Source organism: Thiomonas sp., assembly GCF_054608695.1.
In genome coordinates, this window is sequence record NZ_JBTRXV010000080.1 from 1 (window position 1) to 19,654 (window position 19,654).

General features: G+C 68.3%; 18 protein-coding genes. 12 read left to right on the forward strand and 6 right to left on the reverse strand.

Features of this window, described 5'->3' with window-relative positions:
• Nucleotides 1-70 precede the first annotated feature (70 nt).
• Together ACYCUK_RS18905 and ACYCUK_RS18910 are read left to right on the forward strand one after the other, a co-directional pair.
• Nucleotides 71-247, forward strand: coding sequence for a hypothetical protein (locus tag ACYCUK_RS18905; protein WP_461596211.1), 177 nt, complete (start codon nt 71-73; stop codon nt 245-247).
• A 38-nt stretch (nt 248-285) separates the two neighbouring features.
• Nucleotides 286-1,101 carry an MFS transporter gene (locus ACYCUK_RS18910; RefSeq protein WP_461596228.1) on the forward strand — a complete coding sequence of 272 codons (816 nt, stop codon included), beginning with the start codon at nt 286-288 and terminating at the stop codon, nt 1,099-1,101.
• Nucleotides 1,102-1,278: 177 nt separating this feature from the next.
• On the opposite strand, the gene gatB is transcribed toward ACYCUK_RS18910, so the two are convergent.
• The 3 genes from gatB to gatC form a co-directional block, all read right to left on the reverse strand.
• The gene (gene gatB, locus ACYCUK_RS18915) at nt 1,279-2,805 is read right to left on the reverse strand and encodes an Asp-tRNA(Asn)/Glu-tRNA(Gln) amidotransferase subunit GatB (RefSeq protein ID WP_461596212.1); all 1,527 of its coding nucleotides are present in this window, start codon (nt 2,803-2,805) and stop codon (nt 1,279-1,281) included.
• A gap of 171 nt (nt 2,806-2,976) precedes the next feature.
• Nucleotides 2,977-4,485 carry an Asp-tRNA(Asn)/Glu-tRNA(Gln) amidotransferase subunit GatA gene (gene gatA, locus ACYCUK_RS18920; protein WP_461596213.1) on the reverse strand — a complete coding sequence of 503 codons (1,509 nt, stop codon included), beginning with the start codon at nt 4,483-4,485 and terminating at the stop codon, nt 2,977-2,979.
• A complete protein-coding gene (gene gatC / locus ACYCUK_RS18925; protein ID WP_461596214.1) occupies nt 4,482-4,781 on the reverse strand; it encodes an Asp-tRNA(Asn)/Glu-tRNA(Gln) amidotransferase subunit GatC in 300 nt (99 codons plus the stop codon). The genes gatA and gatC overlap by 4 nt, the downstream gene beginning before the upstream one ends.
• A 200-nt stretch (nt 4,782-4,981) precedes the next feature.
• Between gatC and ACYCUK_RS18930 the strand changes: the two genes are divergently transcribed.
• From ACYCUK_RS18930 to rodA, 5 genes are all read left to right on the forward strand, one after another.
• On the forward strand, nt 4,982-6,025 hold the full coding sequence (locus tag ACYCUK_RS18930) for a rod shape-determining protein (RefSeq protein WP_461596215.1): 1,044 nt from the start codon (nt 4,982-4,984) through the stop codon (nt 6,023-6,025).
• 116 nt (nt 6,026-6,141) lie between these two features.
• Nucleotides 6,142-7,056: a rod shape-determining protein MreC gene (gene mreC / locus ACYCUK_RS18935; protein ID WP_461596216.1), complete on the forward strand. Its 915-nt coding sequence runs from the start codon at nt 6,142-6,144 to the stop codon at nt 7,054-7,056.
• Nucleotides 7,057-7,073: 17 nt separating this feature from the next.
• A complete protein-coding gene (mreD, locus tag ACYCUK_RS18940; protein WP_461596217.1) occupies nt 7,074-7,640 on the forward strand; it encodes a rod shape-determining protein MreD in 567 nt (188 codons plus the stop codon).
• Between the two features lie 270 nt (nt 7,641-7,910).
• A complete protein-coding gene (gene mrdA, locus ACYCUK_RS18945) occupies nt 7,911-10,193 on the forward strand; it encodes a penicillin-binding protein 2 (RefSeq protein ID WP_461596218.1) in 2,283 nt (760 codons plus the stop codon).
• A gap of 100 nt (nt 10,194-10,293) precedes the next feature.
• Entirely contained in the window at nt 10,294-11,409 is a 1,116-nt protein-coding gene (rodA, locus tag ACYCUK_RS18950) for a rod shape-determining protein RodA (RefSeq protein ID WP_461596219.1), read from the forward strand.
• Between the two features lie 63 nt (nt 11,410-11,472).
• Here the strand turns inward: rodA and ACYCUK_RS18955 are convergent, their stop codons facing one another.
• Entirely contained in the window at nt 11,473-12,105 is a 633-nt protein-coding gene (locus ACYCUK_RS18955) for a hypothetical protein (protein ID WP_461596220.1), read from the reverse strand.
• A gap of 159 nt (nt 12,106-12,264) precedes the next feature.
• Between ACYCUK_RS18955 and ACYCUK_RS18960 the strand changes: the two genes are divergently transcribed.
• Nucleotides 12,265-13,074 (forward strand): exodeoxyribonuclease III, encoded by an 810-nt coding sequence (locus tag ACYCUK_RS18960; RefSeq protein WP_461596221.1) that lies wholly within the window; start codon nt 12,265-12,267, stop codon nt 13,072-13,074.
• Between the two features lie 21 nt (nt 13,075-13,095).
• Here ACYCUK_RS18960 and gph read toward each other — a convergent pair whose 3' ends face one another.
• Together gph and rpe are read right to left on the reverse strand one after the other, a co-directional pair.
• The gene (gene gph, locus ACYCUK_RS18965; RefSeq protein WP_461596222.1) at nt 13,096-13,803 is read right to left on the reverse strand and encodes a phosphoglycolate phosphatase; all 708 of its coding nucleotides are present in this window, start codon (nt 13,801-13,803) and stop codon (nt 13,096-13,098) included.
• Nucleotides 13,800-14,501, reverse strand: a complete 702-nt coding sequence (gene rpe / locus ACYCUK_RS18970) for a ribulose-phosphate 3-epimerase (protein WP_461596223.1) — start codon at nt 14,499-14,501, stop codon at nt 13,800-13,802. The genes gph and rpe overlap by 4 nt, the downstream gene beginning before the upstream one ends.
• A 64-nt stretch (nt 14,502-14,565) precedes the next feature.
• Between rpe and apaG the strand changes: the two genes are divergently transcribed.
• The 4 genes from apaG (at nt 14,566) to ACYCUK_RS18990 (ending at nt 19,415) form a co-directional block, all read left to right on the forward strand.
• Nucleotides 14,566-14,943, forward strand: a complete 378-nt coding sequence (gene apaG, locus ACYCUK_RS18975; RefSeq protein ID WP_461596224.1) for a Co2+/Mg2+ efflux protein ApaG — start codon at nt 14,566-14,568, stop codon at nt 14,941-14,943.
• 14 nt (nt 14,944-14,957) lie between these two features.
• On the forward strand, nt 14,958-17,216 hold the full coding sequence (locus ACYCUK_RS18980; protein ID WP_461596225.1) for a site-specific recombinase: 2,259 nt from the start codon (nt 14,958-14,960) through the stop codon (nt 17,214-17,216).
• Nucleotides 17,216-18,550: a murein transglycosylase A gene (mltA, locus tag ACYCUK_RS18985; protein ID WP_461596226.1), complete on the forward strand. Its 1,335-nt coding sequence runs from the start codon at nt 17,216-17,218 to the stop codon at nt 18,548-18,550. The genes ACYCUK_RS18980 and mltA overlap by 1 nt, the downstream gene beginning before the upstream one ends.
• Before the next feature lie 124 nt (nt 18,551-18,674).
• Nucleotides 18,675-19,415 (forward strand): MliC family protein, encoded by a 741-nt coding sequence (locus ACYCUK_RS18990; RefSeq protein ID WP_461596227.1) that lies wholly within the window; start codon nt 18,675-18,677, stop codon nt 19,413-19,415.
• Nucleotides 19,416-19,654 lie beyond the last annotated feature (239 nt).

Genomic DNA, 19,654 nt, shown 5'->3' on the forward strand with positions numbered 1-19,654 from the left:
GCTGCAGGCGGGCGCGGCGGTGTTCGTGCTCGGCTAGCTGCTCGCCGGGCTTGCGCCCAATATCACCGCGTTGATTGCCGGGCGCGTGTTGGCGGGCATCGGCACGGCGATGCTGCTGCCCGCCAGCCTGGCGCTGATCCGCGTCATCTGGAGCGATCCGCACGAGCGCGCCCACGCCATCGGCATCTGGGCCGGCACCAATGGCGCCGCGCTCTGGCCATCGGCCCGACCCTGGGCGGCTGGCTGATCCAGGTCGGGGGCTGGCGCAGCGTGTTTTTGCTGATCGTGCCGTTGGGTCTGGCGGTGCTGTGGTGGGCACCGCGCGCCATTCCCGAATCGCACGATGCGCAAGGGCGGCGCGTCGATCTGCCCGGTCAGTTGTTCGGCGGCCTGCTGCTGGCCGCGCTGGCGGTCGCCGCCATCGTGCATCGCTTCATGCTGCCCGCTGTAGGTGTGGCCTTGCTCGCCGTGCTGCTGTTCGTGCAAGCCGAGCGCCGCGCGGGGCCGGGGGCGATGATCCCGCTGCCGCTGTTGCGCAACGCGCGGCTGGCAGCAGTGAACGGCGTGGCGGCGGCGATGACCTTTGGCATGTACGGCGTGCTGTTCCTGCTGCCGTTGAGCTGGCAGCGCACGGGCGCAATGGATGCGTTCGAAGCGGGCTTGGCCTTGCTGCCGATGTCCTTGACCTACGTCGCGCTGTCGCACTACTCCGGGGCGTGGAGCACGCGCTTCGGCACGCGCCGCCTGATGGTGGGCGGCATGGGGCTGATCGGCGCGGGCATCGCCTTGCTGGCGTTGACGCAGGCGGGGCAACACCTGTGGCTGGCCGAAGCCGGCTTGTTCCTCACCGGCGTGGGCATGGCCTTGAACACCGGCCCGGTGCTGGCCAGCGCCGTGGCCGCGGTCGAACCCGCGCGCGCCGGCACCGCCTCGGCGATGGTCAACACCGCGCGCATGGTCGGCGCCACCTTGGGAGTGGGTGTGCTGGGCGGTGTTTTTGCGGCGAGCAGCAGCGTGGGCGTGGGGTTCAGCGCCGCCATGGTGCTGGGTGCCAGTGTGGCGCTGGGCGGCGCCTTGCTGGCCTTGGTCGCTCAGGCCTGAGGTACGAACTCCGGCTTGCGGGGTCCGGCCCCAAGAGGAGCCGCTGGCATGCAGCGGATGCCGCTGCCCGTTTAAAGCGCCTTGCGATACACCACGAACCCGGACTTCTCGGCGACCTGGTCGTAGAGCTGCTGGCGACGTGGTTGGAGCAACGGGTGCCGCGCCTGGAGCCCGGCTTCAGGCCGATGGGGACGACGGGGACGGCGCATCCAGCGCCGCGCGCAGCGCTTCGCCCACTTGCTGCGGGTTGGCGCGGCCGCCGCTGGCCTTCATCACCTGGCCGACCAGGGCGTTGAGCGCCTTGGCCTTGCCGGCGCGGTATTCCTCGACGTTCTTCGGATTGGCTGCGAGCACGGCGGCGACCGCTGCGGCGATCGCGCCGGTGTCATTCACCTGGCGCAGACCGCGGGCTTCGATGATGGCGTCCACGTCCTTGGCTTCGCCTGCGCCATCGCAACGAAACCCTGCGTCCCACAGCGCGGCGAACACCTCGCGCGCGGTCTTGCTGCTGAGCGTGCCGTCCTGCAGGCGGGTGATGAGCTGGCCGAGTTGCGCCGCGCTCACGGGCGAGGCGTCCAGCTCGAGCTCGGCGCGGTTCAGATGCGCCGCGAGTTCGCCCATGATCCAGTTGGCCGCCAGCTTGGCTGCATGCGATTCATCGTTGCGGCCCCCCATCGCATGCAGGCAGGCCTCGAAGTACGCGGCATGGGCGCGGCTTTGGGTGAGGTAGGCGGCGTCCTCCGCGGGCAGGACGTGGTCGCGCATGAAGCGCTCGGCCATCTGCCCCGGCAGCTCGGGCAGACTGGCGCGCACTTGCTCGATCCACGCGGGGGCAATGACCAGCGGCGGCAGGTCGGGGTCGGGGAAGTAGCGGTAGTCGTGCGAATCTTCCTTGGTGCGCATGGTGCGGGTCTCGCCGCGGTCGGGATCGAACAGGCGGGTTTCCTGGCGCACCGTGCCGCCGTCCTCGATCAGCTCGATCTGGCGCTGCGCCTCGTAGGTGATGGCGCGTTCGAGAAAGCGGAAGCTGTTGAGGTTCTTGATCTCGCAGCGTGTGCCCAACGCGCCACCCGGGCGCCGCACCGAGACGTTGGCGTCGCAGCGGAATGAACCCTCCTGCAGATTGCCATCGCAAATGTCCAGCCACATCACCAGCGCATGCAGCGCGCGGGCGTAAGCGGCGGCCTCGGCGGCGCTGCGCATCACCGGCTCGGTCACCACTTCGAGCAGCGGCGTGCCGGCGCGGTTGAGGTCGATGCCGGTGGCGACGCCGCCTTCGAAGGCCAGGCCGTGGATGGACTTGCCGGCGTCTTCCTCCAGATGCGCGCGGGTGAGTTGCACGCTGCGCATCTCGCCATTGAACAGGAAGGGCACGACCCCGCCCTGCACCACGGGAATCTCGAACTGGCTGATCTGGTAGCCCTTGGGCAGATCGGGGTAGAAGTAGTTCTTGCGCGCGAACACCGACATCGGCGCGATGGTGGCGTTGATGGCCAAACCCAGGCGGATGGCGCGTTCCACCGCGGCGCGATTCGCCACCGGCAGCGCGCCGGGCAGCGCCAGGTCGACCACGCTGGCCTGGGTGTTGGGGGCGGCGCCGAACGCGGTGGGCGCGGTGGAAAACATTTTCGACGCCGTGGACAACTGCACATGCGTTTCCAGGCCGATGACGATTTCCCAGGAGCTGGCGGGGTTGCTGGACATGGTGTGGGCTCAGAGGGTGTGAATGAATCCGGCGTGGCCGAGCAGAGCGCCCAAACGGTTCCAATCAAGGCGCCAAGCACAGCCGTGCCTGACGGCACGGCGCGCATTGGCAACGCCGAGTGGGGCCGTTTGGGCGGGATGAGCGGGCATGGTGGCTTTGTTCACACCCTCTCAGGGTTGCGGGGCGCGGGCATGCCAGTCGGTGGCGCGCTGGAACTGGTGCGCGGCGTGCAGCAGCCGCTGCTCGCCGAAGTGCGGGCCGATGAGCTGCAGGCCGACCGGGCGACTGGCATGCGCGCCCTGACCGAAACCGACCGGGATGCTCATGCCCGGCAGGCCGGCGAGACTGGCGGGCAGGGTGTAGATGTCGGCCAGGTAATTGGCCAGCGGGTCGGCTTTTTCGCCGAGGTTCCACGCCACGGTGGGCGACACGGGGCCGGCGATCAGATCGCACTGCTGGAACGCGGCGAGAAAGTCGTCGGCAATCAGGCGGCGGATTTTTTGCGCCTGCAGGTAGTACGCGTCGTAATAGCCGTGCGACAACACATAAGCGCCCATCAGGATGCGGCGCTTGACCTCCGGGCCGAAACCCTCGGCGCGGCTGGCGGCGTACATCTCGGCGAGGTCACGATAGTTCTCGGCGCGGTGGCCGTAGCGCACGCCGTCGAAGCGCGCGAGGTTGCTCGACGCCTCGGCCGGGGCGACGATGTAATAAGCCGGAATGGCCAGCTCGGTGCGCGGCAGGCCGATGTCCAGCAATGTGGCGCCCAGCCGCTCGAGCTCGGCCAGCGCGGCGCGCACGGCCTGCTCGACTTCGCCCGCCAGGCCGTCGGCGAACCACTCGCGCGGCAGGCCGAGGCGCAAGCCGGCCAGCGGCCGCGCCGCATCCGCGCCCGGCAAGGGCGCGTCCAGCGCTTCAGCGTAGCGGGGAATCTCGCGCTGCACGCTGGTGGCGTCGGCCGAGTCGAAGCCGGCCATCTGCTGCAACAGCGCGGCGCAGTCCCAGGCGGTCTGCGCGATCGGGCCGGCCTGGTCGAGGCTGGAGGCGAAGGCAATCATGCCGTAACGCGAGCACAGGCCGTATGTGGGTTTGATGCCGGTGACGCCGCACATCGCCGCGGGCTGGCGGATGGAGCCGCCGGTGTCGGTGCCGGTGGCCGCAGCCACCAGGCGCGCGGCCACCGCAGCAGCCGAACCACCGGAGGAGCCGCCGGGAATGGCGGCATGGTCCCAGGGGTTGCGTACCGCGCCATAAGCCGAGTTTTCGTTGGATGAGCCCATCGCGAACTCGTCCATATTGGTCTTGCCCAGGGTCACCATGCCACAGGCCCCCAGACGTTGCACCACGGTGGCGTCGAACGGGCTGAGGTAGCCGGCCAGCATCTTGCTACCGGCGGTGGACGGCATGCCGCGGGTGACGAATACGTCTTTGTGGGCGATGGGCAGGCCGAGCAGGGCGCGGTTGTCGCCGCCTGCGCGAGCGGCATCGGCAGCGCGGGCCTGCGCCAACGCGGGCTCGGCGGCGACATGCAGGAAAGCGCCAAGCTGGGCCTGCGTATCGATGCGGCGCAACTGCTCCTGCACCAGTTCGACGCTGGAAATTTTGGTGGCGGCCAATGCGGCGGCCTGCTCGCGCAGGCTGGCGCTGGCGATGTCGGTGGCGGTGTCGGCGCGGCTCATTCCAGCACCCGTGGCACGATGAACATGCCGTCCTGCGCAGCCGGGGCGTTGGCCAGCGCGATGGCGAGAATGTCGGGCTGCACCGGCAGGTCGTCGCGCAGGCGCAACGGCAACTCCATCGCCGCCGACAGTGGATGCGCCAGCGGCTCGACACCCGTGGTGTCCACCGCGCGCATGCGTTCGACGATGGCGAAAAAGTCGTTGATCTGGGCCAGCATCGACGTTTGCTCCGCGCTGCTCAGGCGCAGGCGGGCGAGCGTGGCGATGCGGTCAATGTCGCTGGGTTGCAGGGGCATGGCGAAGGGGTGCGGCGGGTTTGGCGTGACCAGTGGCGAACATCGAAGCCCAAAGCGCTGCGGCTGGCTCGGTGCAGCGGGAAAATGAACATTCTACGGGGCGGCATCCGTTAACATGGCATGATTGTCCACGGCAAAAATCCTGCGCCACGCCGGCTTTTTTGTTGCTTTTTTCAAACACACCCAACACCACAACCGCCATGTTCGGACTTTTCCGTCGGTATTTCTCCACCGATCTGGCCATCGATCTCGGTACGGCCAACACGCTCATCTATGTGCGCAGCAAGGGCATCGTGCTCGACGAACCCTCGGTGGTCGCCATCCGCCACGAAGGCGGCCCCAATGGCAAGAAAACCATCCAGGCCGTGGGCCGCGAAGCCAAAGCCATGCTGGGGCGCGTGCCGGGCAATATCGAGGCCATCCGGCCGATGAAGGACGGCGTGATTGCCGACTTCACCGTGACCGAGCAGATGCTCAAGCAGTTCATCAAGATGGTGCACGAGACCACGTTGTTCAAGCCGTCGCCGCGCATCATCATTTGCGTGCCCTGCGGCTCCACCCAGGTGGAGCGCCGCGCCATCCGCGAATCGGCGCTGGGAGCCGGGGCCAGCGAGGTCTACCTGATCGAAGAGCCGATGGCCGCGGCCATCGGCGCGGGCCTGCCGGTGAGCGAGGCCAGCGGCTCGATGGTGGTGGACATCGGCGGCGGCACCACCGAAGTCGGCGTCATCTCGCTCGGCGGCATGGTCTACAAGGGCAGCGTGCGGGTGGGCGGCGACAAGTTCGACGAGGCCATCCTCAACTACATCCGCCGCAACTACGGCATGCTCATCGGCGAGCCCACGGCCGAGGCCATCAAGAAGGAAATCGGCTCGGCCTTCCCCGGCTCGGAAGTGAGGGAAATGGAAGTCAAGGGCCGCAATCTGAGCGAAGGCGTGCCGCGCAGCTTCACCATTTCCAGCAACGAAATTCTCGAAGCCCTGACCGACCCGCTGAACCAGATCGTCTCGGCGGTGAAGAACGCGCTGGAACAAACCCCGCCCGAACTCGGCGCCGACATCGCCGAGCGCGGCATGATGCTCACCGGCGGCGGCGCCCTGCTGCGCGACCTCGACCGCCTTCTGGCCGAGGAAACCGGCCTGCCGGTGCTGGTGGCGGAAGACCCGCTGACCTGCGTGGCGCGTGGTTGCGGCATGGCGCTGGAGCGCATGGACCGGCTCGGCACCATCTTCACCTCGGAGTGAAACCGGCGGCCGTGGAGCGGCCGCCGGGCCTCGCGCGCCCATCGCCCACGGCTCGCATCCGCCTGCGCCGCCTGATCCGCTGCCTCGCTGCCCGCTGAACCGGCAACCGTCCTGCAATGGCTTATCAAACCCTGGAGCGAGCCCCACCGCCGTTTTTCCGGCAGGGGCCTTCCGCGCTCACGCGCCTGGCGTTCTACGCCGCGCTGTCGCTGCTGCTGATGGCGATGGATGCGCGCTGGCACCTCGTCACGCCCTTGCGCCAGATCATCGCCACCGCCATCGAGCCTGCGGTGCAGGTGGCGCGCGCCCCGGTGCTGGCGTTGGGCGCCGTGGCGGGGCATTTCGAGTCGTTGCAGGCGGCGCAACGCGATGCCCAAGCCCAGCGCAAGGCAAATGTGCAACTGGCGCTCAAGGCTGAACTCGCCAGCCAGTTGCAAGCCGAAAACGCCAGCCTGCGCGCCCTGCTCAAGCTGCAGCGCAGCGTGCCGATGCGAACCACGGCGGCGGAGATCGTGGCCCAGGCCAGCGACCCGTTTTCGCGCAAGCTGTTCATCGACCGCGGCAGCCTGGCCGGCATCGAGCTGGGCTCGCCGGTGATGGATGAGACCGGGCTGCTCGGCCAGGTCACACAGATCGACCCGCTCGGCGCCCAGGTCACGCTGGTGACCGACCGCGATTCCGCCGTGCCGGTGGAAGTCGCGCGCGACGGCGAGCGCGGCGTGCTGGCGGGAGACGCCGACGCCACCAGCGGCGGGCTGGAACTGCGCTGGCAGGCCGCCGACACCACCGTGCGCGCGGGCGACATCCTGGTCACCAGCGGGCTCGACGGCATCTACCCCGCAGGCCTGGCGGTGGCGCGCGTCATCGAAGTGCAGCGCCGACCCGACGCCGCCTTCGCCCGCGTGCTGTGCGCGCCGCTGGCGCATGTCAACGGCGGCCGTCATGTGCTGGTGCTCAAGCCGCTGGCACCTCTGGCGCTGGCGCCCGCGGCCGAAGCCGCCAAGACCCGCCGCGCCGCCGCGCGCCCATGAGACTGGCGCCAGCGTCCATGTCCATCGGCCCTTTCCTCAGACGCCCATCCGGCACCCCAGGCACCGAGAGCACCGGCCGTGGCGAAGTGCTGCTGCTGGCGGTGCGGCCCTGGTTCATCTGGGGTACCTTGCTGGCCGCCTTGCTGGTGGATTTCCTGCCGCTGGGCCGGCTGCCGTGGCTGCCGGACATTCTGGCGCTTGTGCTGGTGTTCTGGGCCGTGCACCAGCCGCGCCGCGTCGGCATCGGCGCGGGTTTCGCCCTCGGCTTGCTGGTGGATGTGCAACAAGGCGCGCTGCTGGGTCAACACGCCTTGGCCTACACCTTGCTGGCGTTTTTCGCCGTGGCGCTGCACCGTCGCCTGCAGTGGTTTTCCCTGCCGCAGCAAGCGCTGCAGGTGCTGCCGCTGTTCGTCGCGGCCCAGGTGCTGCAGTTCGTCGTGCGCATGATGGCCGGCGCCTCGTTTCCAGGCTGGGCATTTTTCCTCGCTCCGGTCTTGCAGGCCGCCTTGTGGCCGGTGGTGAGCTGGCTGCTGCTGGCACCACAACGGCGCGCACCCGACACCGACCAGAACAGACCTTTATGAGTGCCCCCAGAAGTCCGCAAGCGGACTCCCCCCGAGGGGCCAAGGAAACTGGGGGGCTGAGGGCCGCGGCTCCAAGCCCGCCAGTGCAGGCTTGGACGGCACGAAGGCCAGCCGACTCTGGCGGCTGGCGGCCCTGCGTTTCCTTGATCTCCATGCTTCCACGCAAACGAACTTCGGCGCGACTTGCGGCACCAATCCGGGTGAACATGTACTTGCCCGTCCTGGACGCTGCGGCTGCGCGCCTGCGTTTTTCCCCACGGGCCATGCGCCATGGCTGAGCTGAAGAACGTCGAGCGCGAGTTGTCGCGCTTTCGCCGCCGGCTGCTCATCGCCACCCTGGTGGTGGTGCTCAGCTTTGCCCTGCTCATCGGCCGCTGGCTGTGGCTGCAGGTCATCCGCCACAGGCAGTATTCGCTGCAGGCGCAGGACAACCGCATTGCCATCGTGCCGCTGGTGCCCACGCGCGGGCTCATTCTCGACCGCAACGGCATTCTGCTGGCCAACAACTTCGCCGCCTACACCCTGGAAATCACGCCCAGCAAGACGCGTGGACTCGACGCCACGATTGCCGCGCTGCGCGCCATCCTGCCCATTTCCGCGTTCGCGGAAAGACGCTTTCGCAACCTGCTGGGCATGAGCCGCAGCTTCGAGCCCACACCCATTCGCAACAAGCTCACCGACGCCGAGGTGGCGCGCTTCGTCGCGCAGCGCTTTCGCTTCCCCGGCGTGGATGTGCGTGCGCGGCTGTTCCGCAGCTACCCGCTGGGGGCGCTGGCCAGCCACGCCATCGGCTATATCGGCCGCATCGGCCCCGCCGAGCAGGCCCGGATTGCCGAGGGCGACGACGCGGCCAACTACCAGGGCACCGACCACATCGGCAAAACCGGGGTGGAACTGCAGTACGAGGAGCAGCTGCATGGCGTGACCGGTTTCGATGAAGTCGAGGTCAACTCCGTGGGCAAGCCGGTGCGCAAGCTGCGCAGCTTTCCGGCGGTGCCGGGGAGCACGCTGGTGCTGTCGCTCGACATCCGCCTGCAGAAACTGGCTGAAGACCTGTACGGCCAGCGCACCGGCGCCTGCGTGGTGATGGACCCGCGCAATGGCGAAGTGCTGAGCTTCGTGTCCATGCCGACCTACGACCCCAACCTGTTCGTCGAGGGCATCGACCCCGAGAGTTGGAACGCACTCAACACCGACCCGCGCAAGCCCCTGCTCAACCGCGTGCTGCGCGGCACGTTTCCACCAGGCTCCACCTACAAACCCTATCTGGCGATGGGGGCGCTCACCCTGGGCATCCGCACGCCGAACTATGTGCTGAACGACCCCGGCTATTTCATGCTGGGCGACCACCGCTTCCGCGACGACAAGCCCGGCGGCCATGGTCGGGTGGACATGCACAAAGCCCTGTCGGTGTCGTGCGACGTCTACTTCTACATGGTGGCGAACGACTGGGGGGTGGATGGCATGCACGACTACACCCGCAAGTTCGGCTTCGGCCAGCACACCGGCATCGACCTGCCCGATGAGGCCCGGGGCCTCCTGCCGTCGAAGGCCTGGAAGCGCCACGCCTACAAATTGCCGGCGCAGCAGCGCTGGTTCCCGGGGGAAACCATCAGCCTGGGCATCGGCCAGGGCTACAACAGCTTCACCCCGATTCAGATGGCGAATGCCCTGGCGACCATGGCCAACCATGGCACGCGCCTGAAGCCGCGCGTGGTGAAGCTGGTGGAGGACATGAAAACGCGGCGCTTCGCACACACCCCGGTGGAGGTGGCCGAGCGCATCAACCCGCCGGATGCGATGTGGCAAGTGGTGCACGACGGCATGGTGGGCGTGAACACCGAAAAGGACGGCACGGGTTACGCCGTGTTCAAGGATGCCCCTTACACCAGCGCCGGCAAGACCGGTACGGCGCAGGTGTTCACCGTGGCGCAGAACCAGAAGTACAACGCCGCCGATCTGTCGCGGCATCTGCTGGACCACGCGCTCTACATCGTCTATGCCCCGGCGGAGAACCCCACGGTGTGCGTGGCGCTGATCGTCGAGCACGCCGGCTGGGGGGCGGAAGCCGCAGCGCCCATCGCGCGCAAGCTGGTGGACTATCACTTGCTGGGGCTGTACCCGACGGAGGCCGAGATCGAGCAGATTTCCGGCGCCAAGCCGAAGCCGGTGCAGTTCCAGTTCGCCGGCGGCAAGAACGGCGTGCCCGCGGTGCCGGGCGCCAAGCCCCAGGCGCCCCCGGCGGCGGAAGCGGCGCGGGTTGCGAAGCCATCGCCAGGCACGCCTGGACGCCCGGGCCAGAACCCGGCCCACGCTCCTGCATCGCCGTCCTCGACCCAAACCCAGGGCGATGCGATCCAGCCCTGGCCTGCGCCGGCCGCGTCAACCACAGCATCGCCAGCAGCATCACCCGCCGCCCACACCCAGCGCACCGCGTTCGACGCGCAGTGCGGCGGACGCTACCCGCGTCCAGGCTGTCAGCCGGGCCCCCTGTTCACGCGCTTCGGCGCGCGGCACGACAACCCCGATGCCGACGAGGGAACGCGCCTGTGAGCACAGTCCGATTGACCACAGCCCCATTCGGGGGCGCCGAGCGAAGCCCCTGCTGTCCGCAGCGCGGGCAGGCTCTGGCCCTGCAGCGAGGAGTGCACCGATGAACGCCGTCTTCAACCGCCCGCCCTTGTGGCGCCGGCTGCAGCCATACATCACGGGTTTCGACGGCCCTTTGCTCACCGGGCTGCTCACGCTGGTGGCCATCGGCTGCGTCGTGCTGTTTTCAGCGCTGCAGGGGCAGAACATCAGCTTTGTCGACCAGCTGCGCAATCTGGCCGTGGCCTTCGTCGTGCTGTTCGTCGTCGCCCAGGTTCCGCCACAGCGGTTGATGCAGATCGCGGTGCCGCTCTACACCTTCGGCGTCGCGCTGCTGATCGCCACCGCCATGTTCGGCCTGGTGCGCAAGGGAGCGCGGCGCTGGCTCAACGTCGGCGTGGTGATCCAGCCGTCCGAAATCATGAAAATCGCCATGCCGCTGATGCTGGCGTGGTACTTCCAGAAACGCGAGGGTTTCATCCGTCTGAGGGACTATGCCTTCGCCGGCCTGCTGCTCGCCATCCCGGTCGGGCTCATCATGAAGCAGCCCGACCTCGGCACCGCCATGCTGGTGCTGTCCACCGGGTTTTTCGTCATCTTTTTCGCCGGGCTGTCGTGGCGCGTGCTGGCGCTGCTGGCGCTTGCCGCGGCGGGCGCCGCGCCGGTGCTGTGGCACTTCATGCACGACTACCAGCGCCAGCGCGTGCTCATGCTGCTCGACCCGCAGGCCGACCCGCTGGGCACCGGGTTCAACATCCTGCAGTCGATGATCGCCATCGGCTCGGGCGGGGTCTGGGGCCAGGGCTATCTGCATGGCACCCAGGCGCACCTGAACTTCGTGCCCGAATCGCATACCGACTTCGTCTTCGCCGTGCTGGCCGAGGAATGGGGCCTGGCCGGGAACATCGCGCTGCTGCTGGCCTATCTGTTTTTCATCGTCCGCGGGCTGATGATCGCCGCCGCCGCGCCCACGCTGTTCTCGCGCCTGCTCGCCGGCTCCATCACCATGATTTTCTTCACCTACGCCTTCGTCAACATGGGCATGGTGTCGGGCATCCTGCCGGTGGTCGGCGTGCCCCTGCCTTTCGTCAGCTACGGCGGCACCGCGCTGGTCACGCTCATGCTGGGCACCGGCATTCTGCTGTCCATCGCCAAGTCGAAGCGGCTGGTGCAGAGCTGATGCCGCTGCGCCGTCCCAGGCGTGCCGCTGTCCAGCGCGGCTGCCCGCCCTGGGCTTGGTGCATCAAGGTGTGCTGGAACTCTCGGCCCGATCCGCTGCCTGGCGCGACCACAGTGGCTTGAGCTGCGGCAGCAACTGGGCGTATTGGGCCCGAATGCGCCCCATCTCTTGCTCCTGCCCGGCGATCAGACCCTGTTCCTGCTGGGCGAGCAATTTGTTTTCCTCGAACTTGTTGCGCAGGTCCTGCGGGTAGTTGCCATCCGGGTAGAACAACGCTTCTTGCTTCAGGGTCTTGAGGGTGCCGGCCAGACGTTGCAGACGCTGCCGCGCCGAGACGATGAGCGACTGCGGCGTTTGCAGGTCGTTGCGCTGGGCCTGATCAAAGGCGGCACGGTCGGGAAAGCGCGTCAGCAAGGCCCGCTGCTCGCGCTGCTTGCGGCGTTGCTGCTCCTGCACTTCGCGTTGCTGGCGGGCTTGCGCGTCCTGCTCGGCCTGCTGCTGCGGCGTGAGGATGAGGCGGCGCACGCTGCCGTCGGGGTTCAACTCCTTGCCGCCATAGCGCAAACAGTCGGTGCTGAGATGGTCGGTCGTGACCATCACACCGCTGGGGGTGCGGCAGACGAAGATCTCGGCCCAGGCCGGCGTCGGCAACAGGGCCGGGAACAGGAGCAGCCAGAGGGCACCGCGGAATCGCATCGAAGACTCACCTCGTGTATCAATCAGGCCTGCGCATTGTGAACCCTGCCGGGTGCTGCGCCTGCCGCGCCATGCGGGTCAAACGCAACCGGCACACCCATGGTGCACAGGAACGCCAGCACCAGAGTCTAGGGCAGCATGCTTTCTACAATCGTCGGCATGAACCCGAGCTCCTTGCGCGTCACGTCCCTCAACCTCAACGGCATCCGCTCCGCCAGCAGCAAGGGGGTTGACGCCTGGCTGCGGCACCAGGCCTGTCCCGACTGGCTGTGCGTGCAGGAGATCAAGGCGCTGGAGGCGGACATGACGCCCGAGCTGCGTGCGCTCGGCGGGCTGCAGGGCGCCTTTCACCACGCACAAAAGCCGGGCTATAGCGGCGCCGGGATGTATTTCCGGCACACGCCCGATGACCTGCGCATCGGCTTCGGCAGCCCCGAGTTCGACGCCGAGGGCCGCTATGTGGAAGCGCGCTACCGCCTGCCGGACGGCATGCGCCTGGCGCTGGTCTCGGTCTACTTCCCATCGGGCTCCAGTTCCGAAGACCGGCAACTGGCGAAGTTTCGCTTTCTTGCCGAATTCGAGGAGCACATGAAGGCGCTGCAGGCCCAGGGAGAAGTCATTCTGTGCGGCGATGTGAACATCGCCCACAAGGAAATCGACCTGAAAAACTGGAAGGGCAACCTCAAGAACAGCGGCTTTCTGCCCGAGGAGCGCGCCTGGATGACCCATGTGCTCGACGATCTGGGCTGGGTCGACGTGTTCCGCGCCCTCAACCCGCTGCCCGAGCAATACACCTGGTGGAGCAACCGCGGCCAGGCGCGGGCCAAGAACGTGGGGTGGCGCATCGACTATCACCTCGCCACACCCGGCGTGGCGCGGCTGGCGCAGCGCGGCAGCGAGTCCATCTACACCGCCGAGCGCTTTTCCGACCATGCCCCTCTGAGCATCGACTACGCCCTGGCGCTCTGACAAGCGAGCGCGGTCGCGCAATCAGGCCGGCAACTGCAACGGCAGTTGGTCGAGCCGGTCGAAATAGGCCGCGGCGGGGGTGGCGCGGATGGGTTCGCCGTGGTTGTAGCCGTAGGTGGCCAGCACCACGGGACAGCCGGCGCCGCCGGCAGCCAGGGCGTCGTTCTGCGAATCGCCCACCATCAGGGTGTGGACGGGGGCGATGCCAATCTGCCTGCAGGTTTCGATCAGCGGCATGGGGTCGGGCTTTTTGCGCGGGAAGGCGTCGCCGCCATTCACGGCAACGAAAAAGTGCAGCAGCCCCTTGATGCGCAGCAGCTCGCGGGCGTAGTGGGTCGGCTTGTTGGTGATGCACGCCAGCACCAAGCCGGCGTCGGCCAGGCGCTGCAGGCCTTCGGCGATGCCGGGGAAGGCGTTGGAGTGCTTGCCGTTGACCTCGGCGTAATGGTGCTGGTAGCGCTCGATGGCTTGGGGGTAGACGGCGTCGGCCTGCGCGTCGCTCAGGAAAATGCGCAGGTTTTGCGCCACCAGATATTCCGAGCCCTTGCCGATGCGCACTTCCACCTGCTCGCGCGTGACTTCGGGCAGCTCGAACTCGGGCAGCATGCGGTTGAGCGTGGCATGAAAGTCGCCCAGGGTGTCGACCATGGTGCCGTCGAGGTCGACGATGGCGGCGCGGATGGCCACACCATGCACCGACACCCCGGCCGTGTGCACGGCGCTGCTCATGCCGCCACGGCCGCCAGGTTGGCGCGCATGGCGTCGATCACGGCCTTGTAGTCGGGCCTGCCGAAAATGGCGCTGCCGGCGACGAAGGTATCCACCCCCGCGGCGGCGGCCGCGGCGATGTTGTCGGGCTTGATGCCGCCGTCGATTTCGAGCAGCACGTCGCGTCCGGTCTTGGCCTTGTAGGCGTCGAGCCTGGCGCGCACCACGCGGGCTTTGTCGAGCGAGCTGGCGATGAAGCTCTGGCCACCGAAACCGGGGTTCACGCTCATCAGCAGCACGAGGTCGACCTTGTCCATCACGTAGTCGAGCACGTCCAGCGACGTGGCGGGGTTGAACACCAGGCCCGCCTTGACGCCGCCGTCGCGGATCATCTGCAGGGTGCGGTCGACGTGCTTGCTCGCCTCCGGGTGGAAGGAGACGATGTCGGCGCCGGCCTTGACGAACATCTGCGCCAAGGCATCCACCGGCTCGACCATGAGGTGCACGTCGAGCGTGACTGGCGTGCCGTCGGCGCGCTTGCAGTGCGGCTTGATGGCCTCGGCCACCAGCGGGCCGATCGTCAGGTTGGGAACATAATGGTTGTCCATCACGTCGAAGTGGATGAAATCGGCGCCGGCGGCAATGACGTTGCGCACTTCCTCGCCCAGGCGGGCGAAGTCGGCCGAGAGAATACTGGGGGCGATACGGTAGGTTTTCATCGCGGCCGATTGTAAAAGCCCCGCGATTTCGCCGGCAGCCCGGCTGTCTACAATCGGCAGCACCATGGATCCTTATCAATTTTCAGTGACGGTGAAGCCCGAATTTCTGGCCGACCAATCCGACCCGAAGCAAGGCGTCTGGTCCTACAGCTACACCGTGAACATTCGCAACACCGGCAGCATTCCCGCCCAGCTCATCGCGCGCCACTGGATCATCATGGACGGCGCTGGCCATGTGGACGAAGTGCAGGGCCTGGGCGTGGTCGGCCACCAGCCCCTGCTCAAGCCGGGCGAGACCTTCGAGTACACCAGCTGGACGCGGCTGAACACCGCCGCCGGCAGCATGCGCGGCAGCTATTTCTGCGTCGCCGAAGACGGCACCCGGTTCGACGCGCCCATCCCCGAATTCATCCTCATGCCGCCCGGCGTGACCTTGCACTGAATTCGCAACACGGCATGGCAGCCAGCCCCGGTAACAGCGCCCATGACCAGCTCAGGGCTCTGCTGCGCCAGGCCCAGTCGCAACTTGCTGCCAGCCGGCCCGAGCGCCACCTCTGGCTCATCGCCCTGCTCGACTGGGTGCGCGACGGCCCGCAGCCCCACCTGCTGCTGCCGCTGCTGTCCGCCGAGCAACTGGCCACGCAGCCCGCCGCCGTGTGGCGGGTGCAGGCCCTGCTCGACATGCTGGACGCCGACCCGGCAACGCGGGCCGAGGTGTCGGCGGTGCTGCAGCGCTTCGTGCTGCACAACGACGCCACCGCCTTGCTGGCTGATTTCGGCTTCACCCCGCGCCCGGCTTTCTGGTCCGAATTCGCCGAGCGCCTGCGCGTCAAGCTGCTACCGACCACACCCGACACCAACGATCTGGCAGCGCTGTTCAGCCTGATGTTCGGCGCGCCGGACGATGCGGTCTGGCTGCAAGCCCTGCCCGATGCGCTGCTGCAGCGACTGACCGCCCTGTTCGTCCGGCAGCACGCGCAGCGCGCCGCCCTGGCGACGGTGGACGAGATCGCCGAAGCCGCGACCCTGGACGAGGCCGGCGAAGCGCCATCCGCACGCGCGCCGGCGCTCGCGCCCGATGCCCCCGCGCTGCCCGACACCGGCCAGCACTGGCGCGGCGAAATCGTCGAGGCCATCACCTACAGCGTCAGCCAGATTCGCGCCGCGGGCTTCTCGCCGCAACTGCGCCGCCGCATGCGCGCCGCAAGCGACGCGGTGCAAGACATCGTCACCCCGTTTCGCCAGCTGGCGAGCGCCTGGGAGGCCTTGCAGCCGCAGTTGCTGGCCGCAGCAGAAGCTGGGGCCAGCGCTGCCGTTCAAACCAGCCCATTCGCCGCGCCCGAAGGCGAGGAGACGCCCCACGACAAGGGCGCCTTGCTGCAGGCGCTGACCTATTTCCGCACCTTGCTGGACGCCTGCGCCCAGGCCGTGCGCACCGTGCCCGAGCACCTGGAAGACCATGGCGTGTCGGTCGCCATCGTGTTCGACGCGTGGCAACTCGGCCGCCGCATCGCACGGGTGGAAACCCTGCTGGCCTGTCTGCTCGGGCCCGATGTGGAACGCGAGCACGCCCGCATGCTGGCCGACTTCGCCCGCATCTGCCGCGAACGCCGCAGCATTCGCGCCCTGTTGGCGCGCAACTTCTCGCTGCTGTCGCGCAAGATCGCCGAGCGCCACGCCGAAACCGGCGAACACTACATCACCCGCAACGGCCGCGAATACGCCGGCATGTTGTGGGCGGCGGCCGGCGGCGGCCTGGTGATGGGCTTCACCACCTGGGGCAAGCTCGGCATCCTCGGCCTGCACTTGCCGCTCATTCCCACCGGCTTCTGGGTTGGCCTGAACTACGCGGCAAGCTTCGTCATCGTCGCCTTGCTGCACTGGACCATCGCCACCAAGCAGCCGGCCATGACCGCGCCCGCCATGGCCGACAAGCTCGCCGACCTGTCCGATCGCGTTGCGGTGGAAGGCTTCGTCGGCGAGGTCGCTGCCCTCATCCGCTCGCAGGCAGCGGGCATTCTCGGCAACGTCGCGCTGGTGTTCCCCACAGCTATGGTTATCGGCCTCGGCATGGCCTGGTTCAGCGGGCACCCGTTGCTGGACCCGGCGCATGCCGAGCATGAAATCCGCTCGCTCTCCCTGCTCGGGCCCACGCCGCTGTTCGCCGTGTTCACCGGCGTGTTGTTGTTCGCCTCCAGCGTCATTGCCGGTTGGGCCGAAAACGCCTTCGTGCTGCACCGGCTGGACAGCGCCATTCACTGGAACCCGCGCATCCGCGCCGTGCTCGGGCCGGAGCGCGCGACGCGCTGGGCGGCATGGTGGCGCCGCAATATCAGCGTCATGGCGGGCAATGTCTCGCTCGGCTTTCTGCTGGGCCTGGTGCCGGCGCTGCTCGCCGGGTTCGGCATCGACATGCAGGTGCGCCACGTCACCCTGTCCGCAGGGCTCATGGGCGCGTCCATCGCCACGCTGGGTTTGGACGTGCTGCACCACGGCTGGTTCTGGTGGTCGGTGGCGGGTGTTGCGGCCAACGGCGTGCTCAATGTGGTCACCAGTTTCTACCTCGCCTTCCGCTTGGCGCTGCGCTCGCGCAGCATCAGTGTGCAAGACCGCCGCCTGCTGAACGCCGCGTTGCGCCGACAGTTGCGGCGCCATCCGCTGTCCTTCGTCTGGCCGCCACGCGCGACGCCCGCCACCCGTTCCGAGACCGTGTGATGCGCGGGTTTGCCGCCGACTCCTGCCGCGCCGACATGCCCCGTGCCTTCACCCGTCTCGGCCGAGCGCTCGCGCGCTTGGCGTGGCCTGCGCTCGCGGCCTTGCTGCTGGCGAGCTGCGCCTCGCCACCGGCGGTCGCACCGGTTTCCCCGGCGCCGCAAGTTCCAGTCATCCCCGCGCCGCCAGCGACCCTGTCTCCCAGCGCCGCCGCCCCGCTCACCGGCACCGGCTTGCGCCTGCAAGCCGTCAGCTTCGCCGACCTGCCGGGCTGGCAGGCGGACGACTTCGCCGATGTCTGGGCCGCCTGGCAGCGCGATTGCCGCGCCCCGGTGCCGCAACTGGCGGCGGCTTGCGCCGCGTCCGCCCAGGTGCCAGCCAGCGACACGGCAGCCCAGCGCCGCTTTTTCGAGCAGTGGTTCCAGCCCTGGCAGGCCAGTGGTGCTGCCGGGCAGGACAGCGGGCTGGTCACCGGCTATTACGAGCCGGTGCTCAAAGGCTCGCTCACGCCGGGCTGGCCTTATGTCGTGCCCATCTACGGCCTGCCGGCCGACCTGGTGCCCCGGCCTGACGCGGCCGATGGCGTGACCCGTGGCCGGGTGGTGTGGGCGGGCGGGCGCAAGGAGATGCTGCCGTACTGGAGCCGCGCGCAGATCAGCGCCGATCCGCAGGCCCAGGCCGTGCTCGGCCGCAAGGTGGTGGCGTGGCTGGAAAGCCCGGTGGACGCACTGTTCCTGCAAGTGCAGGGCTCGGGCCTGGTTGAGCTGCCAGACGGGCGCATGCTGCGCCTGAGCTACGGCGGCGACAACGGCTGGCCCTACAAATCGGTGGGCCGCTGGCTGTTGGACCAGGGCGAGCTGCGCGGCACCGTCACCATGCAGATCATCCGCGCCTGGGCGCAAATGCACCCGACGCGCGTGCCGCAAATGCTCGACGCCAACCCGCGCGTGGTGTTCTTCAACGCCACGCTGCTCGGCCCCCAAGCATCCGCAAATCCCATGTCAACAAGTTTGGCGCTGCGCGACCCGGCTGCAAGCGCTGCGGATCCAACCGCACGCGGCCCCACCGGCGCCTTGGGCGTGCCGCTCACCGCGCTGCGCAGCGTCGCGGTGGACAAGCGCCTGCTGACCTTGGGCACGCCGCTGTGGCTCGCCACCACCGTGGCCGGCCAGCCCTTCGCGCACCTGGTGTTCGCGCAGGACGTGGGCAGCGCCATCACCGGCCCCTTGCGTGTCGACCTGTTCTTCGGCACGGGCGATGCCGCCGGCGACGCCGCCGGACGCCAGCAATCGCCCGGGCGCATGTGGGTGCTGCTGCCGCGCGGTGTGCGGCCATAGCACTGCGGCGTACGGCCGCGGCACCGTGCGGCGTTCACCGCCCGTCACATCCATATCCGGCCGATCTGGTGTAATCAAGATGAGCCTTCGCGCCGCGTGCGCGTCCACCGCAGGAGAACACCCGATGCGCCCCCGCCAGCACCCGCAATCCACCCGCCCGCAAACCCCGTCGTACACGACGGCGGCGTGGCATCTCCGCACTGTGGCTCTGCTCGGTGCCGGCCTGGCCACGCTGCTGCTCGCCGGCTGTGAAACCGCGGTGTCGCTCAACGGCCCGGCGCCGGTGGTGCAAGTGCCCATGTCACCGCCCGTCAACACCCCGCCAGTGCCACGCAACACCTACAGCCCGCCGCCCACGGCCAGTGTGCAGCCGCCCGCCGCGCAGGCCCAGCCGCTGCAACCCACGCCGGGCATCGCCGTGCAACCGCTGGCACCCGAGTCCGCGCCTTCGGCCCCGGCAGCGTCATCCGCATATTCCGCCACCTATCCAGCAGCTTCGGCACCACCCGGCCAGCCTGCGCCCGGCTCCGTCTATCCGCCGGCGTCTCCATCCTCCAACCCACCCAGCCAGAGCAGTGCGGCCCAAGCTCCTGTCGCCCCGGTGTTCACCCCGCAGTCAGGCCCGCTGCCGGCCAACGCCGTGCGCTACGTCTGCAACGACGGCACCTCTTTCGTCGCGACCTTCGGCGATGTCAGCGTCAACCTGTCCACCGCGCTCGGCACCGTCAAGCTCGAACAAACCGTCGCCGCCGACGGCGCCCGCTACAAGAACGGCGACTTGCAAGTCTGGTTCAAAGGCCGCCAAGCCACCGTCAACAACCTCACCCAGGCGGGGAGCACGACCTTGTGCGTGGAACAGCGGTGAAGTGTTCACCCCCGCCCACTTCGTTCCGCTGGGCGCGCGAAAACTTGCGTTTGGTTTGATGGCTGGCAGCATTGCCGACTGGCCCCAACTTCATGGATTTGCTTTTTGTTGCCCGTCTTCCGTGGTGCTCAGCACGTAGTAGTTGTGCGCGTCGTAATGGGCGTATGCCGGCGCATAGGTACCGATATTGCGCTCGAAATGGTTCAAGCCGACGCCCCAGGGGTTGCGCGCGATGAGTT

Bases quoted from the DNA above. Each gene is read 5' to 3' on its own strand.
- gatB (WP_461596212.1), bottom strand. From the start codon at position 2,805: ATGTCCAGCAACCCCGCCAGCTCCTGGGAAATCGTCATCGGCCTGGAA.
- gatA (WP_461596213.1), bottom strand. From the start codon at position 4,485: ATGAGCCGCGCCGACACCGCCACCGACATCGCCAGCGCCAGCCTGCGC.
- gatC (WP_461596214.1), bottom strand. From the start codon at position 4,781: ATGCCCCTGCAACCCAGCGACATTGACCGCATCGCCACGCTCGCCCGC.
- ACYCUK_RS18930 (WP_461596215.1), top strand. From the start codon at position 4,982: ATGTTCGGACTTTTCCGTCGGTATTTCTCCACCGATCTGGCCATCGAT.
- mreC (WP_461596216.1), top strand. From the start codon at position 6,142: ATGGCTTATCAAACCCTGGAGCGAGCCCCACCGCCGTTTTTCCGGCAG.
- mreD (WP_461596217.1), top strand. From the start codon at position 7,074: ATGTCCATCGGCCCTTTCCTCAGACGCCCATCCGGCACCCCAGGCACC.
- mrdA (WP_461596218.1), top strand. From the start codon at position 7,911: ATGGCTGAGCTGAAGAACGTCGAGCGCGAGTTGTCGCGCTTTCGCCGC.
- rodA (WP_461596219.1), top strand. From the start codon at position 10,294: ATGAACGCCGTCTTCAACCGCCCGCCCTTGTGGCGCCGGCTGCAGCCA.
- ACYCUK_RS18955 (WP_461596220.1), bottom strand. From the start codon at position 12,105: ATGCGATTCCGCGGTGCCCTCTGGCTGCTCCTGTTCCCGGCCCTGTTG.
- ACYCUK_RS18960 (WP_461596221.1), top strand. From the start codon at position 12,265: ATGAACCCGAGCTCCTTGCGCGTCACGTCCCTCAACCTCAACGGCATC.
- gph (WP_461596222.1), bottom strand. From the start codon at position 13,803: ATGAGCAGCGCCGTGCACACGGCCGGGGTGTCGGTGCATGGTGTGGCC.
- rpe (WP_461596223.1), bottom strand. From the start codon at position 14,501: ATGAAAACCTACCGTATCGCCCCCAGTATTCTCTCGGCCGACTTCGCC.
- apaG (WP_461596224.1), top strand. From the start codon at position 14,566: ATGGATCCTTATCAATTTTCAGTGACGGTGAAGCCCGAATTTCTGGCC.
- ACYCUK_RS18980 (WP_461596225.1), top strand. From the start codon at position 14,958: ATGGCAGCCAGCCCCGGTAACAGCGCCCATGACCAGCTCAGGGCTCTG.
- mltA (WP_461596226.1), top strand. From the start codon at position 17,216: ATGCGCGGGTTTGCCGCCGACTCCTGCCGCGCCGACATGCCCCGTGCC.
- ACYCUK_RS18990 (WP_461596227.1), top strand. From the start codon at position 18,675: ATGCGCCCCCGCCAGCACCCGCAATCCACCCGCCCGCAAACCCCGTCG.